Consider the following 18,119-nt stretch of genomic DNA (forward strand, 5'->3'; position numbering starts at 1 on the left):
ATAAAAAAAATGGCAGAGTTTCGATACCTAAACTCTACCATATACAAAAAAAGTCACTGACTGAACTCACAAAAGAGTAAGTTCAGCAAATAATAAATTTAAATAAAATAATGATTTTATGAAGCTTCTAAAGCAGGATAGTCCGTATAACCTTCAGCTCCTTTAGCATATAAAGTCGTTGGTTGAAGTTCATTTAATGGTAGACCTTGCTCTAAACGTTGTAAAAGATCTGGGTTCGCAATATAAGCCTTACCAAAAGATACTGCATCTGCCTGCCCTTCACGCAAAATACGTTTTGCTGACTCTGGTGTCAGGTTCTCATTGGCAATCCATACACCATTAAATTTTTCGCGAAGTTTAGGGCTAATACTATCGGCAGCTTCATATTCACGAGAGAAAATGAAAGCTACATTACGTTGACTCAATTGCTCAACCACATAACCGAATGTTGCTAATGGGTTTTCATCACCCATATCGTGTGAATCGCCACGCGGTGCAATATGTACACCTACTCGGCCAGCGCCCCACACCTCAATAAAGGCATCAACTACTTCTAATAATAAACGAGCGCGGTTTTCAACCGGACCACCATACTCATCATCACGCTGGTTGGTATTACTTTGAAGGAACTGGTCAATTAAATAACCATTTGCAGCGTGTAACTCAACACCATCAAAACCTGCTGCTTTAGCCAGCTCTGCTGAATGTTTATACTGAGCAACAACTTCTTGAATTTCTTCAATTGAAAGCGCACGTGGTTTTACATATGGGCGCTTAGGACGTAATAAACTCACTTCACCCGCAGGTTGAATCGCACTTGGTGCAACAGGAATATCGCCATCCAAAAGTTCAGGATCTGAAATACGGCCCACATGCCAAAGTTGAACTACAATTTTTGAACCTTGCGCATGAACTGCTTCAATAATCTTGTTCCACGCTTGTGCCTGCTCTTGTGACCATAGTCCTGGAGTGTCTGCATAACCCACAGTTTTTGAACCAATCACTGTTGCTTCAGTGAGAATGAGACCAGCATTTGCACGTTGCTGATAATATTCCACCATTAAGTCGTTTGGAACACGGCTTTCGCCACTACGTGCACGTGTTAATGGGGCCATTACCAGTCGATTTTTAATTTCAAAATCACCAACTGTTAAGGGAGTATTGAGTTCAGCCATGATCGCCTCGACTTACACTTTATTTGTTTTAAAGTGTTTGTTTTAAATGTTCGATATATTGCTGAATCAAAGCTTCGTTACGTGAAAAATAAGACCATTGTCCATATTTTTGGACCTGAATGAGACCTGCCTGCTGTAATACAGACAAATGATTGGACATGGTAGACTGAGCTACTTTACCCAAACGTTCAATATGACCTGCGCAAACCCCTTTTTCAAAACTACCACCACACTCTTCTACCGGTAAATAATGCGCAGGTTCTTTTAACCATTGCAGAATCTGCCGACGCAGAGGATTGGCTAGGGCTTTGCTAATTGCATCAATATCCATAGGCTCAACACGTCTTTTAAACGAACAAAGCTTCGTTCAGCATTTCGAAAACATAATATCGCATTTTTTCGATATTCATATCCATTTTTTTCGATATTCATATCGTATTTTTCCGATTAACTTCCGATCACTGAACTGCTTTGCCGTTTTAATCGCTAAAAATTTAAGAGTATTAGAGAACTAAAAGTTCAAAAGACTCTTATAACCCCTGCTTTAAACTCGCTTCAATGAAACGATCAAGGTCACCGTCAAGAACTGCACCAGTGTTTGAGTTTTCAACACCTGTACGTAAGTCCTTAATACGAGAGTCATCAAGTACATAAGAACGAATTTGGCTACCCCAACCAATATCAGACTTCGAGTCTTCAAGTGCTTGAGCTGCTTCATTACGTTTTTGCATTTCTAGTTCATATAATTTTGCACGTAACTGTTTCCATGCATGATCACGGTTCGCATGTTGTGAACGTTGGTTCTGACATGCAACCACAATACCAGATGGAATGTGCGTCAAACGAACTGCTGAATCTGTTTTGTTAATGTGCTGACCACCTGCACCGGATGCACGGTAAGTATCAGTACGAACATCCGAAGGATTAATATCGATTTCGATATTGTCATCAACTTCTGGTGAAATAAATACCGCAGAGAATGAAGTATGACGACGGTTACCACTGTCAAATGGTGACTTACGCACTAAACGGTGTACACCAGATTCTGTACGTAACCAACCGTATGCATATTCACCTTCAACGCGAATCGTTGCAGATTTGATACCTGCTACATCACCATCAGATACTTCCATAAGTTCTGCTTTAAAACCGTGACGTTCAATCCAGCGCATATACATACGTAATAACATTGAAGCCCAATCTTGTGCTTCTGTACCGCCTGAACCTGCCTGAATCTCGACATAGCAAGGATTCGGGTCCATTGGGTTGCTAAACATACGGCGGAATTCAAGTTTTGCTAATTCTTCTTCGGCAGCGCCAAGCTCAGATTGCACATCTAACAGCAAGCTTTCATCATCAGCTTCAACAGCTAAATCGAGCATTGCTTTGGCATCTTCAAGCTGTGTAGATAAGCCATCTAATACATTAATAACGTTTTCTAGTTCGCCCTTTTCTTTTGCCATTGCCTGAGCACGGTTTTGATCATTCCAGATCGCAGGGTCTTCTAACTCACGTAAAACTTCTTCTAAACGTTCTTTTTTCAGATCGTAGTCAAAGATACCCCCGTAGTGTTTGGCTACGATCAGTTAAGTCTTTCAATTGGTTTAGATAAGGATTAATTTCCACGCGAGTGTTCCCATAAAAACAGATAAACAGTCGAATATTTTATCATAGCTTGTCAGTATCGAACAAAATCAACGAGACTTATTATTTTTTTATTATTAAACTAATAGTTAAAAATATAATATTATTGTTTAATTTTAAAAAATATATTAAAATTAATAACTTAAAATCTTTATAAATTTATAACACTTATTCTAAGAGTCTTATCATGAATAAATCAAATTTTTTACTTGCCCTCGTTACGACCATTTGTGCTTTCAATGCTAATGCCTATCAAACCGAAGTTGGTACTATGTATGAATTTACAGATATGGATGGTGGAGAAGTTAATAGCTTTGGAATTAATGGCAAATATTATTTTAATCCAGTTGAAACCAAAAATTATCCTTTAGCTGAAGCCGCATTTTTAAATAAAGCCTCTAATATTGGTGCTGGTTATACATATAGTAAAGTAGAAGATGATCAAGATTATGCAAAACTTGAATATAATTCTGTAGGGGTGGCAGGAGAATACTTTATTCCAAATAGCCAGTTCTACTTATCTGGAGCATTTAACCGGACAAAAAGAGAAGTTACTGTAAATAATTACGGTTCAGCTGATGAAAGCGGTAATGGTTACGCTCTAGAAGTTGGTTTCCTACCAATAGATGGCTTATTAGTGGCCGCTGGTGTAGCTGATCTTTCTGAAAGTTTTGACCCAATTCAAGCAGCTAAATATGGTTTCCTTACTTCTTTCACTAATGCAACAACAGTCACTGGTGAAGATGATGATAAAGCCGTAACACTGCGCGCAAAATATGTTACTCAAATTGGTAATTTTTATACTAACTTTGAAGGACAAACTTACATTGGCGATGAGACAACTTACCGTTTAGGTGCAGATATTTATCTAGATCCTACTTTAAGTATTGGTGCATCTTTTGCTAACTCAACGGCAGATGATTCAGATACCATTTTTAGTGTACGTGCCCAAAAATTCTTTACTCCACAAGTAGCAGTAGGTTTGTCTTATACAACAGTTGATGATGCAGATTCTTTTGGTATTAATGGAACCTTCCGTTTCTAATGAATAAGAATTTATAATTTTTAAATATAAAAGCTCAGATAGAATTTATCTGAGCTTTTTTTCATTTCATTTTAAGCTTTACTCGTAACATCCCCATACAAAATTGGGTACTTTTCCAGCATTTTTGAGTTTCTACACAAAATCTCCTCAATTTTAATAAAATAAAACATTATGTTTTTATATTTAAAAATCAATAAGTTAAATTAAATATATTTACAAAAAAAGCACATGGTTACAGTACGGTTACTTGTGCAAGATTGACGCTAAGTGATTTTGCTCTAGACTAAAAGTTGTAACAAAACATTTATAAAATCGTTTTTAGAGGGGAGAGATTCCATGAAAAAACTAGCAATTGCATCAGCTCTTTTATCTGCTCTTGCAGTAAGCGGCGCAGCAAACGCTTACCAAGCTGAAGTTGGTGGTTCTTACACTTATCTTGATCCAGATAACGGCAGCAGCGTAAGCAAATTCGGTGTTGATGGGACTTATTATTTCAACCCTGTTCAAACACGTAATTCACCGCTTGCTGAAGCAGCATTCTTAAACCGTGCAAGCAACGTTAACGCACACGTTAACTATGGCGATAACAGCGGTACTAAAGATACTCAATATGGCGTAGGTGTTGAATATTATGTTCCTAACACTGACTTCTACCTTAGCGGTGATGTAGGTCGAAATGAGCGTGAAGTCGACAACACCAATATTGACAGCAAAGTAACTACTTATGCTGCTGAGGTAGGTTACTTACCAGCACCAGGTTTGTTACTTGCTTTGGGTGTTAAAGGTTATGACGAAAAAGACGGTAAAGACGGCGCAGATCCTACCGTTCGTGCGAAATACGTAACTCAAGTTGGTCAACATGACGTAAACCTTGAAGCGTATGGCGCGTTTGGTGACCTTGACGAATATAAAGTTCGTGGTGACTACTATATCGATAAAACTTTAAGTTTAGGTGTGGACTACTACAACAATGACTTAACTGATAAAGACGAATGGGGCATTAATGCTAAAAAATTCTTGAATCAGCAAGTAAGTCTTGAAGGTCGTATTGGTTTCGGTGATAACGACAACACTTATGGTGTTCGTGCAGCATACCGCTTCTAATCTTACCTAGATTAAAAAAAATCCGCTCAATTGAGCGGATTTTTTTTATTGATTTAAATGCACAATTCGCAGCTGTAAGCTCACATTGCCATTAAAAACATTACGGTCTATTTCATAGACCAAATGTACATGGTCATGCATTGGATCAAACTCGAAGCGGCCTGCTGCGTTAAAAGCAATTGCATCGAAACTATATTGATCTAAAGCCAATTTAAGTTTTAAGTGTGTCTCTTTGAGCCAACGGAAATCGATAACTTTAAAATATCCTTCAAATTGAGGCAGTGGAAATTTTTGTCCCCACGGGCCTAACTGCTCAATCCAGTTTAAGGTATCTAACTGCAAAGCAGAGACAGGTAACTCACCATCGGTCCATAAAGTCGCTTGAAAGATTGATTCATCCATCGCAGCGACACAATCATTAAATACCGTTTTAAAGGCTTCAAAGTTTTCTTTACGTATAGTCAAGCCCGCTGCCGCCGCATGACCACCAAAATGGCTCACCAATTCAGGATGTTGTTCGGCAACTTGTTCAATGGTATCTCGAATGTGGACACCATCAATTGAACGTGCAGATCCTTTAATATGGACACCATCTTCATCGGGTGCAAAAACAATTGTAGGCCGATGGAACTGTTCTTTTAGACGGCCCGCGACTATACCAATGACGCCTTGGTGCCAATTTTCTTCAAATAGAACAAGCGCCGCAGGAATATCTTGCTGTGAAAGTTGCAGAGTGTCTAAGGCCGATAAAGCTTGTTGCTTCATCTCCCCTTCAATTTGGCGGCGATCTATATTTAACTGATTTAATTGCTGAGCAATCGGATATGCAGTTTCCATCGTCTCTGCTAATAAACACTCGATTCCGATGCGCATGCTCTCCATGCGCCCTGCTGCATTAATGCGTGGCCCAAGCACAAATCCTAAATCTTGCGCACGTATTGAAGTTGCTTCACGACCAGCAATATCCAGTAAGGCTAAAATTCCAACTCGACACTGATGTTGCTGAATGCGTTTTACACCTGCATCGACCAATATACGGTTGTTATAGTCTAGAACAGCAACATCTGCATAAGTTCCCAAAGCGACTAAATCTAAATATTGGGTGACTTTACTTGTGCTTTTGCCTTGTCTATTGCGTAGGCTCGCCAGATTGGCAAGCACATAAAAAGCAACGCCAACACCTGCAAGTGCCTTACTTGGAAACTCACAACCTAATTGATTTGGGTTCACCACCGCTTCAGCAAGCGGAGTTTCTTTAGTCGTTAAATGATGGTCGGTAATAATTACTTGCATGCCTAGGGCATGTGCTGCATCAACACCAGCATGGCTAGAAATTCCATTATCGACTGTAATTAATAGATCGGGTTGATAAGTTTGATGAGCAAGCTCAGCAATGGCTGGAGTAAGACCATAACCATATTTAAATCGGTCTGGAACCAAATAGTCGACTTGTGCTCCCATGTCGCGAAGCACGAGCATCATTAAAGCTGTGCTGGTTGCACCATCAGCATCATAGTCCCCCACAACCACAATTTTTTTCTGTTCATCAATGGCTTGATCCATTAATGCGACAGCAGCATCCAATCCTTTGAGCTCTGGAGCAAGCAGATTCTTAAGTTTTAGCTCTAGTTCTTGTTCAGACTGCACTCCACGTCTTGCCAAAATCTCGGCAATAAACGGAGGCACGCCCTGAAACTGTTCAGGGCGTGTCAATAAAGGTCTTTGTTTAATTTGTATTTTTGTCATTTAAGGCATCAGTCGGTGCAATGTCCATTGACCGTCGATTTTTTCATAACTCAAGCGGTCATGTAAACGATTTGGTCGTCCTTGCCAGAATTCATAATAATCCGGTTGCAGACGATATCCGCCCCAAAACTCTGGCTTATCGAGTACTTCACGGCTTTGAACTTGTTGTTGCAAGTCTTGGAAACGCTGCTGTAACAACTCTCGACTTTCGATCTTTCCGCTTTGAGGCGTACTGATATGAGCTGCAATCTGGCTATCGCGTGGACGTTTATGGTAATAGTCCGTAGATTCCTGTTCAGGAATCTTCACAACATACCCACCCACTCGTACCTGACGCTCTAGACTTGGCCAATAAAATAACAGCTCAGCATATGGATTTTCTGCCAAATCTGCCCCTTTCTGGCTGTCATAGTTGGTATAGAAATCATACCCTGCTTCTGTCGCACCACGTAACAATACAGTTCTGACATGCGGACGACCGTTAGCACTGGCAGTTGCCAACGACATCGCATATGGTTCGTGCAAGTTAGCAGCTAAGGCATGATTAAACCAACCTAAGAATTGCTCATGTGGATTGCTAGCTACTTGTGTCTCGTACAATTCACCTTGTTCATAGCTTAAGCGTAATTCACTTAAGTCTTTAATGACATCACTCATGCCATACACCTTATGCGACTTGTGCTTGTGAACGGACTGCATTTGCTAAATGTTCAGCCAAAGCATTCACTTCTTGTTCGTCATCACCTTCAACCATGACACGAATGACTGGCTCAGTTCCAGACTTACGAACTAAAATACGTCCACGACCTTTAAGTTGCTCTTCTGCTTTATTAAACTCAGTCACTAATGCTGGAATAGAATATGGATCAAGCATTTGTTCTAAACGTATATTTACAAGTACTTGTGGGAATAATTTAAAGCCCTGAACCAATTCATGGAGCGCTTTATTCTGCTCAACCATGACCGTTAACACTTGAAGTGCTGCAATAATCGCATCACCTGTTGTGCTCTTGTCTAACGTTAAAATATGACCAGATGGCTCACCACCTGTAACCCATCCATTTTCATCTAATGCTTGTAATACATAGCGGTCACCAACTTTTGCACGAACAAAGCCAACATTTGCTTTTTCAAGTGCCACTTCAAGTGCCATATTACTCATGACAGTACCGACAATACCTACTGGCTTATTTTTCGCCTGAGTCGCTAAAATATATAAGATATGGTCACCATCAATTAAGTTACCAAACTTATCAACCATTACGACACGGTCAGCATCACCATCAAAGGCAATTCCTAAATCGGCTTCTTGTTCAACCACTGCTTTTTGTAAGCTTTCTGGATGCGTAGAACCACAGTTTTCATTAATATTTAAACCATCTGGTTCGTTGTAGAGAGCCACAACTTTGGCACCTAACTCACGGAAAACTGAAGGCCCAACGCTATAAGCTGCACCATGTGCACAATCCACAACAATTTTTAAATTATTTAAATCGAAGTGGTATGGGAATGTAGATTTACAAAATTCGATGTAACGGCCATTTGCGTCATTTACACGAACACTTTTACCTAAATTCGCTGTGTCTTCAATAAACAAATCTTTTTCTAATTCTTTATTAATTTCTTCCTGCAATGAATCTGGTAATTTTTTACCTTCACTTGAGAAGAACTTAATCCCGTTATCAAAATATGGGTTGTGCGATGCAGAAATAACAATGCCTGCGTGTGCATGTAAGGCACGGGTAAGATGTGCAATTGCCGGAGTCGGTAATGGACCAAGCAAATGAACATATACGCCAGCCGCATTTAACCCCGCCTGTAAAGCAGACTCTAAAATATAGCCAGATAAACGAGTATCTTTTCCTAATACCACAAGCGGTTTATTTTTTGGACTCGTTCGTTTTAATACCTTCCCTGCGGCAAACCCGAGTTTTAAAGCAAACTCTGGTGTAATCGGCATTTGCCCAAATTTTCCACGAATACCATCCGTTCCAAAATAACTCATAGCTTATCTCATTTTACGCCACTTCAGCCGTGGCTCATTTCATATATGGCCATTCTGCCATATCTCTTTTCATTAGATTTACTTTACACCAAAAACAAAAAGCCGTCAGTGTACTGACGGCTTTCTTGATTGATTTGGTTACCAAAATCTAACCAACACGATAGTTCGGAGCTTCTTTAGTAATCGTTACATCATGGACATGTGACTCAGACATACCCGCTGAAGTAATTTTCACAAATTTCGCATTTTGACGAAGATCTTCAATCACTGATGAACCCGTATAACCCATAGATGAACGTAAACCACCCATCATTTGATGAACAATGTTACCCATTGGGCCTTTATATGGAACACGACCTTCAATTCCTTCTGGTACTAACTTTTCAGCGCCTGCTTTTGAGTCTTGGAAGTAACGGTCAGCAGAACCTGTTGCTCCAGCCATTGCACCTAATGAGCCCATACCACGATATGCTTTGTAGTAACGGCCTTGGAAGAATTCAACTTCACCTGGTGCTTCTTCAGTACCCGCTAGAAGTGAACCAACCATGATTGTGCTTGCGCCCGCACCGATCGCTTTTGCCATATCGCCAGAGAAACGGATACCGCCATCTGCAATTAAAGGAATTTGATCTTTCAGTGCATTAGCAACGCTGTCAATCGCAGAAATTTGCGGCATACCAATACCTGCCACAATACGTGTCGTACAGATAGAACCAGGGCCAATACCTACTTTTACAGCATCTGCGCCTGCATCTAATAATGCTAATGCAGCATCACCAGTTGCGATATTACCGCCAATCACTTGTACTTGAGGGAAGTTTTGTTTTACCCAACGTACACGTTCAATAACACCAGCAGAGTGACCGTGTGCTGTATCAACAACAATAACGTCAACACCAGCTTCAACCAACGCTTCCACACGACTTGGTGTTTCAACGCCTGTACCTACCGCAGCACCAACACGTAAACGACCAAGATCATCTTTACAACTGTTTGGATAACTCTCAGCTTTACGGAAGTCAGTTACCGTAATTAAACCTTTGAGTTCGTTGTTTTCGCCAACAACCAAAACTTTTTCAATGCGATGCTTTTGCAATAATGCTTGAATATTTTCTTTAGACTCGCCTTCACGCACTGTAACCAAACGATCTTGGCCTGTCATGATGTTACTAACAGGTTGTTCCAAGTTAGTTTCAAAACGCGTATCACGGCCTGTCACAATACCAACAACCTTGCCGTCTTTAACAACAGGTACACCGCTAATGTTATTAGCGCCGGTAATTGCAATAAGTTCACGTACTGTAGTTTCTGGGGTTACAGTGATTGGATCTTTCACCATACCCGCTTCGAATTTTTTCACACGGCGTACTTCTGCAGCTTGAGCAGCAATATCCATGTTTTTGTGCAAAATCCCGATACCACCATTTTGCGCCATTGCAATCGCCATACGTGACTCAGTCACTGTATCCATTGCAGCTGAAACTAATGGGATATTTAAATGAATGCCGCGAGTTAAACGTGTCTTTAGAGAGACATCTTTTGGGAGAACAGTAGAGTAGGCAGGAAGTAATAAGACATCATCGAAGGTTAGCGCTTCTTGAACGATGGTCAGCATAACAATCTCACTGGTAAATTCCGTGAGCTATTATAAACAAATTTCAATGCAATTTTCATATTATCTTTGCCTTTTTCAGCAATAGATATTCACCTACTCTAAATATTTCTCACTTATTATCGTGTTAGCTCATATTTAACTCACCTGATCATAGTCATGATCATTTTCTGAATCTGCTGGGCTTACCTCAATTAAAGGGATCAACTGGTGGGCTAGGCGCGCTTTGTTACACTGTTCATCAGCAATCTGTACCTCTCTACAGGTAGAACTACGCACCGCATATATAGAACAGCCCACCTCTTTACCAATTTCACCCGTCAAAGCCTGACATCGTGGCTGAGCCTGATTGGTTCCACGCATACACGAATAAACGGGTGTCAAAGGTTCAACGAGATGTTCATCTATTAACTCGGCCTCAGCCCAGTAAAATGAAACCCGAAAATGTGCACAACATGCCCCACAGCGAAGGCACTCATCTGGAGTCGCAACTTGAGATAACATTTTTATTCAAATTCTCGTCATCAAAAATTTTTCTGTGACGCAAAATCCTAAAAAAATTTCAAATTGGACTCAAGATATTGAACTTAATTTTTTTATGTTGGACAGCTGAAAATTTGTTCAGTCATTAAATCTACACCGCATGGCAAGGTCTCAATCCAGTCTAAAAACTGGTTAATCATTTCTTTGCCAATAAATGGAGTCCCATGCTGAGGCACAATCATCTCAATATCCATTTGACGAACCATGTTGACCCATAAACGGATGACTTTATTGGAACACATATAGCGTTGGTGAAAAGCTTTCATTTTCAGCACATGGGCATCGAAATCTTTGAGAGGCTGACTTGCATCTTCAACAATAGAAGCCCCCATATCACCAGAAAATAAAATTTTGGCAACTGGATCATAAAACTGAAAATTACCCACCGAATGTAGAAAATGTGCCGGAACCATGACAAGCTTTGATTCACCCAATTGAATCACTTGACCACGATCTGGCAACTCAATGAGACGGTCTTCCCAATTTCCTTTCATACGCTCACTCATAAATGATGAATTTAAGTGAGGTAAAAATCGCGCCCATAATTTAGAGGCAACCACTTTAGCATCGGTATAAACCAACCAACGAGGCATTGAAGTAATAATATCTGGGTCTTGATGTGAAGCGATTACATAGTCCAGATTTTTAAGACGAGTATATTTATTAAGTTCCATCGTCAATGGAACATAGGTCAAGTCACCACCTGGATCAATAACAGCTGCCCTTTCATGATCAATAATTAAAAATTGATTGGCTTGTATACCTTCCCCTTTCACCAAACTGGTAAAACTAATACATTTATGTACGCCATTATCAAATAGTATCTGCGATGTTGTTTTTTCAAACCCCATACAATTCCCCAAAAAAACTTTAAATATTAGATATTTTTATATCCCTACTAAAATAAAGGGATTCTAAAGCACTTGCAATGAATTGATTGATATTTCTCATAATATTTTAAAATTGATTTTACTTTTCTTATTCTATAAATGAATCATCAATAAATTGAGTAACCCTCTAGCATCTCCTTAAATAAACAGTATCGTGAAGTTTAACTACTTAAACACTCAATAAAAAACGCACTCTTAATGAATGCGTTTTTATATAAAGCGAAAAGTATTTTAGAAGAAATAATGTTGTACTAACGTAGAAACACCTACAATAAAGAAAATAGCTGCACCAATTTTATGAATGAGCGAGATAGATAAACGTTCAGCCAATTTATTACCAATAAATACAGCTGGTGCATTCGCGATCATCATCCCTAGTGTTGTACCCAGCATCACCCAGAAAATACTGTCATAGCGTGCAGCTAAAGCGACAGTTGCAATCTGGGTTTTATCACCAATTTCTGCCAAGAAAAATAAAATAAAGGTTGCACCAAAAACACCAAATTTTTGCCATTTATTAATACTATCAGTTTCATCATCGAGCTTATCTGGAATAAGCATCCAGAACGCCATACCAATGAAACCAATGGCGAGTACCCAAACTAAAATTTCAGGACTGAGCACGGTCGTAATCCACTGCCCAAGCACAGCAGAAATACCATGGTTAATGAGTGTTGCTAAAAGAATTGCAATGAGAATAGGAATTGGCTTACGGAAACGCGCAGACAATAAAAGTGCCAACAATTGAGTTTTATCACCCATTTCAGCGAGGGCAACAATCGAGGTAGAAATCAGAAATTCTTGCATGTCGGTTCTCTGGCTAGCATAAATGCCTATGACCTACCCCTCCTGCTAGCCAAATATCATAAAATGATTGCAGAGTGGTAAATCAAAGGTCTTGCCAACTCAGGAACGATGAGACGTTTAAGCTATGATGACCATGTTCTGTTGAACAATTATGTTGACCATCACCTATTCACATTTGCTGTGAATAGCGGCTACTCCCCAATGAAGTATGCGTTTATTATATTCAAGTCACTCTATTTTTCAAACATTCATGCAACAAATTTTACCCACGCCCACACCAATAAACGCGCAAGACCTAATAACACTGCAAAATAAGCACTTATATGAATGAAACCAATATGGCTACTGCTCGTTCCAGCCTGATATTCAAAGGGCAAAATCAAAGTAGCGACAAACACCTCAAAACCCATCACCACATAAGTCATCCATTCCCACGGGAAGTGTAAAATACTGACCCATATTCCCATCAATAAAAATACAATCAACAGTAAGGGCAACATAATTTTCAGGAAACCCAACATTTACTATTTCTCCTTTACCTGATAACGAGAAATTTCTCCTCACGCTCAATAAGCCTTGCTTAGCCTGTAGATTAACCCAAAATTTAATTAAGGAGATATCAAAAACAAAACCCCGCCGAAGCGAGGTTTTAGTTAATTATTTCAAAGTATTAGATTAATAAAGTACGAATATCTTTAAGAAGTTTCGTAAGTTTATTTGTAAAGCGAGCTGCATCTGCACCATTAATTACACGGTGGTCATAAGACAATGACAACGGCAACATTAAGCGTGGATCAAAGTCTTTACCATTCCAAACCGGTTGCATCGTTGCAGGTGAAATACCTAAAATTGCAACTTGTGGCCAGTTCACAAGAGGTGTAAATGCTGTGCCACCTATTGCGCCTAAGCTTGAAATGGTGAAATTCGCACCTTGCAAGTCTTTCGGTGATAATTTCTTATCACGCGCTTTTTGACCTAACACACCCAATTCAACTGCAATTTGCTTAATTGATTTTTGGTCTGGGTTACGAAGTACTGGCACAGTTAAACCATCAGGTGTTGCTACTGCAATTCCCATATGGATTTCATTGCGCAAGAGCACTGATTTACCGTCATCAGATAGATGACCTGCGAACTCACGCTCTTCTTTCAACAAATGCGCAACCGCTTTGATAATGAATGCCATAATCGTCAGGCTGATACCTTCTTTTTTGAAGTTGCCTTTCAGTTCATTACGCCAATCTTCTAACTCAGTAATATCAGCCAAATCAAACTGGGTGACTTGCGGAATAAAATTGTTCAGCGACAATTGCGGAATTGATACTTGCTGCAAACGCGTCAGTACTTTTTCTTCCACGCCACCAAATGCAGTAAAGTCAGGAAGCTTTGGCAAACCTGAAACCGCTGGTGCAGCCGCAGCAACTGGCGCCGCCGCTTGCGGTGCAGTTAAACGACTCTTCACATAAGCAAAGATATCTTCTTTAACAACACGGCCATGCTCACCAGAAGTTTTAACTTGTGACAAAATCACGCCAAGTTCACGAGCCAGCTTACGAACAGCAGGGCCTGCATATACTTTAGCATTTTCAGCTTCTTGCTCTTTCGTTAACTTATCAGCACCAGATGTTGACGCTACAGGTACAGACTGAGTCGCAGCAGGAGCTGCCGCTTTAGGTGCTGCTGTCTGCGGAGCCGGTGCAGCTTCTGCTTTTGCCGCTGGAGCTGCTGCAGGTGCTTGACCTTCAGCTTCAATTGTTGCGAGCAATACGCCTTGTGAAACCTGTTGGCCTGCTTGTAAGTGAATTGCTTTTACAACACCAGCAACAGTACTTGGAACTTCTACAGTCGCTTTATCAGATTCAACTACAACAAGGCTTTGGTCTACATCAACTTTATCGCCAACTTGTACTAAGATTTCAGCAACAACTGCTTTATCTACACCCAAGTCAGGAACATTGATATCAACTGGACCAGATTGAGTAGCAGCTGCCACTACAGTTTCTTGCTTTGCAGCAACTGGTTCAGCGGCCGCAGCTGGAGCTGCTGGAGAAACAGGAGCTTCTGCTTGTGCACTTGATGCAGACGTCGTTTTCACTTGAATAAGAACAACACCTTCTTTAACGGTATCGCCTTCTTTCACTTGAATACTTTCTACAGTACCAGCAACACTGCTTGGAACTTCTACAGTCGCTTTATCTGACTCTACAACAACAATACTTTGTTCAACATCAATTTGGTCACCCACTTTAACGAGGATTTCACCAACCAATGCTTTTTCAACACCGATGTCAGGTACAGTCACGTCAACAGTTGCAGTTGATGTAGCGGTAGCAGGTTGAGCTGAAGCTTGAGTTTGTTGTGCAGGTGCTGGAGCAGCTGGTTTTTCAGCCGCAGGAGCCGGTGTTGGCTCTGGTGCTGCTTGTGCTGCACCTTCTGCTTCGATCTCAATCAAAGCAACACCTTCAGTCACATCATCACCTTGGTTAATCAAGATGCTTTTTACCACACCTGCTGAAGTGCTAGGCACTTCAACAGTTGCTTTATCAGACTCAAGCACAACGATACTGTCGTCAACTTCAACGCGGTCGCCAACTTTTACTAAAATTTCAGCGACGTTTGCTTTATCTACACCAATATCAGGGGTCTTAATTTGCATGCTTAGTTCCCCTCACCTGTTTGCGTTTCATTGTATTCAGCAACTGGCTGAACTTCCGGATGTGCTTGTGGAGCCCATGCAACCGGACGGTCAGTATCTAACTCAAAGTTAGAAATTGCATCTTTCACTAAACGTGCATCTACTTCACCTTCGTCAGCTAGTTTTTTCAACGTAGCAACAACGATATGTGCAGCATCAACACCAAAGAAACTACGTAAGTTCGCACGTGTATCTGAACGGCCATAACCATCTGTACCCAATGCAACAAATGGACGACCATCTGGAAGGTACGCACGAATTTGTTCGCTATAAGCACGCATATGGTCTGTAGCAGAAACGACAATACCTTCTGTACCACGTAATTGCTTAGATACCCAAGATTCTTTCACTTCTTCAGCAAGTGGGTGTAGGCGGTTGTATTCTTCACATGCCATACCATCACGAGACAACTCATTGAAGCTTGTTACACTCCAAACGTTTGAATGGATTTGGTATTCATCACGTAAGATTTTCGCAGCTTTAATCACTTCACGAAGAATGACACCTGAACCAAGTAATTGAACAGTTGCTTTTTCATCTTTTTCGAACAAGTACATACCACGTTTAATACCTTCCTCAGCGCCTTCTGGCATTGCAGGATGCTCGTAGTTCTCGTTCATTACTGTTAAGTAATAGAACACACGTTCTTGGTTCACATACATACGTTTTAAACCGTCATGTACGATTACAGCTAACTCATAACCAAAACATGGATCATAAGATACGCAGTTTGGAATCGTGTTTGCCAAGATATGTGAATGACCATCTTGGTGCTGTAAACCTTCACCGTTCAATGTTGTGCGACCAGCAGTTGCACCTAACAAGAAACCTTGAGCTTGTGCATCACCAGCTGCCCATGCAATGTCACCAATACGTTGGAAACCAAACATTGAGTAGTACATGTACATTGGAATCATTGGCAAGTTATTCGTTGAATAACTTGTCGCTAACGCAGCCCATGCACTCATCGCACCAGCTTCGTTAATCCCTTCTTGAAGCATGTGACCGTCACTTGCTTCACGATAATGCATTAACTGTTCTTGGTCTTCTGGAGTATATTTTTGACCGTGAGCAGCATAAATACCAAGCTGACGGAACATACCTTCTAAACCAAAAGTACGTGCTTCATCTGGAACGATTGGCACTACGCGATCTTTAATTGCTTTTTCTTTAAGTAAAGCTGCAATTAAACGCACCATTACCATCGTAGTAGATTGTTCTTTACCACCTGAACCGTTTAATACAGCATCAAATACAGATAATTCAGGAATCGCTAAAGTTTCACTCTCACGACGACGTGCAGGTAGGTAACCACCTAATGCTTCACGACGCGCCTTCATGTACTTCATTTCTGGAGAGTTTTCACTTGGGCGGTAGAATGGAAGCTCTTCTAACTTATCATCTGTAAATGGCAGGTTAAAACGGTCACGTACATATTTCAAAGAGTCGATCTGCATTTTCTTGATTTGGTGAGTTTTGTTCACCGCTTCAATTTCTTCAGACAAACCGTAACCTTTAACAGTTTTCGCAAGAATAACTGTTGGTTGACCTTTAGCTTTCATTGCTTCTGCATATGCAGCAAAAACCTTGTACGGGTCATGACCACCACGGTTGAGATTATCGATGTCTTCATCGCTTAAGTCTTTTACAAGTTCCGCAGCTTCTGGGTACTTGCCAAAGAATTTCTCACGTGTATATGCGCCACCTTTTACTTGATAGCGTTGGTACTCACCATCAACAGTTTCTTCCATTACCGCTTTTAAAGCGCCTGTGCTGTCTTTTGCAAGTAGTGGATCCCAATGACGACCCCATACTACTTTAATGACACGCCAGCCTGCACCACGGAATAAAGATTCTAATTCTTGAATAATTTTACCGTTACCACGTACAGGACCATCTAGACGCTGTAAGTTACAGTTCACTACCCAAATGAGGTTATCTAACTTTTCACGACCAGCAAGTGAAATTGCACCAGTACTTTCTGGCTCATCCATTTCACCATCGCCGAGATATGCCCAGACTTTACGATCTTCTTCTTTGATCAAGCCACGGTTCATCAAATATTTTTGAATGTGTGCTTGATAAATCGACATGATTGGACCAAGACCCATTGATACAGTTGGGAATTGCCAATAGTCCGGCATTAAATATGGATGTGGATAGCTTGGTAAACCGTTACCGCCAACTTCACGGCGGAAATTACTTAACTGTTCTTCAGTTAAACGTCCTTCGAGGAATGAACGTGCATAAATACCAGGAGCACAATGCCCTTGGTAATAAATCATATCTCCGCCAAAGTTATCGCTGTTTGCGCGGAAGAAATGGTTAAAACCTACGTCATATAATGTTGCACTTGATGCGAAACTCGCCAAGTGACCACCTAAATCATCACCTGTTTTATTCGCGCGAAGTACCATTGCTAAGGCATTCCAACGAATCAATGCACGAATACGGCGTTCCATATCTTGGTCGCCTGGCATTGCAGGTTGTTCTTCAACAGAAATTGTATTTAAGTAAGGTGTATTGAGACGTTGAATTGGAACATGCTTAGCAATTGCTTGTTGGTAAAGTTTTTCCAACAAGAATGCCGCTCGCTCAGTTCCCATATGTTGTAAAACTGAATCGAATGCATCTTGCCATTCTTGGGTTTCTTGTGCGTCGGAGTCACCGTAAAACGCCATAATTCACCTGTTCCTTGTTCTCTAATCTACTTTGTATTTTTACCACGTTTTGCCCCTCTCAAGTTATTGCCACGGGTGAATGTGAGGGGGCCCTATTATTTTCTGAATGAATAGTCATTGACCGAGCATGAGTCAAAATAACAAAAAAACGCCAATATTGGCGTTTTTTTAT

Annotated in this window: 15 protein-coding genes and 1 riboswitch; of the genes, 2 read left to right on the forward strand and 13 right to left on the reverse strand. The window is 40.6% G+C overall.

Annotated elements, in window-relative coordinates; genetic code table 11:
* Positions 1 to 116 precede the first annotated feature (116 nt).
* The 3 genes from ACG59Z_RS07925 to prfB form a co-directional block, all read right to left on the reverse strand.
* Positions 117 to 1,175, reverse strand: a complete 1,059-nt coding sequence (locus tag ACG59Z_RS07925; RefSeq protein ID WP_400198782.1) for an alkene reductase — start codon at positions 1,173 to 1,175, stop codon at positions 117 to 119.
* A 28-nt stretch (positions 1,176 to 1,203) separates the two neighbouring features.
* Positions 1,204 to 1,506: a helix-turn-helix transcriptional regulator gene (locus tag ACG59Z_RS07930; RefSeq protein ID WP_002053977.1), complete on the reverse strand. Its 303-nt coding sequence runs from the start codon at positions 1,504 to 1,506 to the stop codon at positions 1,204 to 1,206.
* A gap of 199 nt (positions 1,507 to 1,705) precedes the next feature.
* A protein-coding gene (prfB, locus tag ACG59Z_RS07935) for a peptide chain release factor 2 (RefSeq protein WP_134262610.1) occupies positions 1,706 to 2,801 on the reverse strand; the annotation gives its coding sequence in 2 pieces (ribosomal slippage) (positions 1,706 to 2,728 and positions 2,730 to 2,801; 1,095 coding nt in all).
* A 205-nt stretch (positions 2,802 to 3,006) separates the two neighbouring features.
* Here prfB and ACG59Z_RS07940 point away from each other — a divergent pair.
* Positions 3,007 to 3,864 (forward strand): putative porin, encoded by an 858-nt coding sequence (locus tag ACG59Z_RS07940; RefSeq protein WP_077168845.1) that lies wholly within the window; start codon positions 3,007 to 3,009, stop codon positions 3,862 to 3,864.
* A 336-nt stretch (positions 3,865 to 4,200) separates the two neighbouring features.
* Positions 4,201 to 4,968, forward strand: coding sequence for a putative porin (locus tag ACG59Z_RS07945; protein WP_311069944.1), 768 nt, complete (start codon positions 4,201 to 4,203; stop codon positions 4,966 to 4,968).
* Between the two features lie 45 nt (positions 4,969 to 5,013).
* Here the strand turns inward: ACG59Z_RS07945 and recJ are convergent, their stop codons facing one another.
* The 10 genes from recJ to aceE all read right to left on the reverse strand — a co-directional run bounded on the left by recJ (position 5,014) and on the right by aceE (position 17,947).
* Entirely contained in the window at positions 5,014 to 6,714 is a 1,701-nt protein-coding gene (gene recJ / locus ACG59Z_RS07950) for a single-stranded-DNA-specific exonuclease RecJ (protein ID WP_400198783.1), read from the reverse strand.
* The gene (pdxH, locus tag ACG59Z_RS07955) at positions 6,715 to 7,371 is read right to left on the reverse strand and encodes a pyridoxamine 5'-phosphate oxidase (RefSeq protein ID WP_046879663.1); all 657 of its coding nucleotides are present in this window, start codon (positions 7,369 to 7,371) and stop codon (positions 6,715 to 6,717) included.
* Between the two features lie 10 nt (positions 7,372 to 7,381).
* Complete coding sequence (gene glmM, locus ACG59Z_RS07960) at positions 7,382 to 8,719, reverse strand: phosphoglucosamine mutase (protein WP_046879661.1); 1,338 nt, start codon at positions 8,717 to 8,719, stop codon at positions 7,382 to 7,384.
* Positions 8,720 to 8,867: 148 nt separating this feature from the next.
* Positions 8,868 to 10,334, reverse strand: coding sequence for an IMP dehydrogenase (gene guaB / locus ACG59Z_RS07965; RefSeq protein WP_311069946.1), 1,467 nt, complete (start codon positions 10,332 to 10,334; stop codon positions 8,868 to 8,870).
* 135 nt (positions 10,335 to 10,469) lie between these two features.
* Entirely contained in the window at positions 10,470 to 10,835 is a 366-nt protein-coding gene (locus ACG59Z_RS07970) for a YkgJ family cysteine cluster protein (RefSeq protein ID WP_311069947.1), read from the reverse strand.
* Between the two features lie 92 nt (positions 10,836 to 10,927).
* A complete protein-coding gene (locus ACG59Z_RS07975) occupies positions 10,928 to 11,725 on the reverse strand; it encodes an MBL fold metallo-hydrolase (protein ID WP_263614816.1) in 798 nt (265 codons plus the stop codon).
* Positions 11,726 to 11,995: 270 nt separating this feature from the next.
* The gene (locus tag ACG59Z_RS07980) at positions 11,996 to 12,571 is read right to left on the reverse strand and encodes a TMEM165/GDT1 family protein (protein WP_396520309.1); all 576 of its coding nucleotides are present in this window, start codon (positions 12,569 to 12,571) and stop codon (positions 11,996 to 11,998) included.
* 15 nt (positions 12,572 to 12,586) lie between these two features.
* Positions 12,587 to 12,783: riboswitch (yybP-ykoY riboswitch) on the reverse strand.
* Between the two features lie 36 nt (positions 12,784 to 12,819).
* On the reverse strand, positions 12,820 to 13,092 hold the full coding sequence (locus ACG59Z_RS07985; RefSeq protein ID WP_400198784.1) for a hypothetical protein: 273 nt from the start codon (positions 13,090 to 13,092) through the stop codon (positions 12,820 to 12,822).
* A 149-nt stretch (positions 13,093 to 13,241) separates the two neighbouring features.
* On the reverse strand, positions 13,242 to 15,227 hold the full coding sequence (locus ACG59Z_RS07990) for a 2-oxo acid dehydrogenase subunit E2 (RefSeq protein ID WP_400198785.1): 1,986 nt from the start codon (positions 15,225 to 15,227) through the stop codon (positions 13,242 to 13,244).
* Between the two features lie 2 nt (positions 15,228 to 15,229).
* Positions 15,230 to 17,947: a pyruvate dehydrogenase (acetyl-transferring), homodimeric type gene (gene aceE / locus ACG59Z_RS07995; RefSeq protein ID WP_263614819.1), complete on the reverse strand. Its 2,718-nt coding sequence runs from the start codon at positions 17,945 to 17,947 to the stop codon at positions 15,230 to 15,232.
* Positions 17,948 to 18,119: the final 172 nt, after the last annotated feature.

The sequence above is a fragment of the Acinetobacter sp. ABJ_C1_1 genome (genome assembly GCF_044684115.1).
GTDB classification, from domain to species: Bacteria; Pseudomonadota; Gammaproteobacteria; order Pseudomonadales; family Moraxellaceae; genus Acinetobacter; species Acinetobacter nosocomialis_A.